At 60.8% G+C, this 237-nt stretch carries 1 pseudogene; it reads right to left on the bottom strand.

The annotated features are described in order from the left end of the window. Window positions 1-237, bottom strand: a pseudogene (locus tag AC3II9_RS22485) (aspartate carbamoyltransferase catalytic subunit); the annotation flags it as partial.

Below are 237 nucleotides of genomic sequence, written 5' to 3'. Positions count from 1 at the left end.
GCCCATTTTGGTCAGCAGGTAGATATTGCTCTGGGCTACGCGGCTGTGCATGATATCGCCGATGATGGCCACTTTCACGCCACGCAGGTCGCTGCCCGTGGCTTCCATGATGGAGAATGCGTCGAGAAGGGCCTGTGTGGGGTGTTCATTGATGCCGTCGCCCGCATTGACGATGGCGGCAGGGATGTGCTTTGCCAGGAAATGCGGGGCGCCGGAAGCGCTGTGGCGCATCACGAC

Source organism: Lysinibacillus sp. RU7, assembly GCF_057837305.1.
Note: the sequence above shows the minus strand (reverse complement) of the source record. Positions and strands in the feature narration are given on the sequence as shown.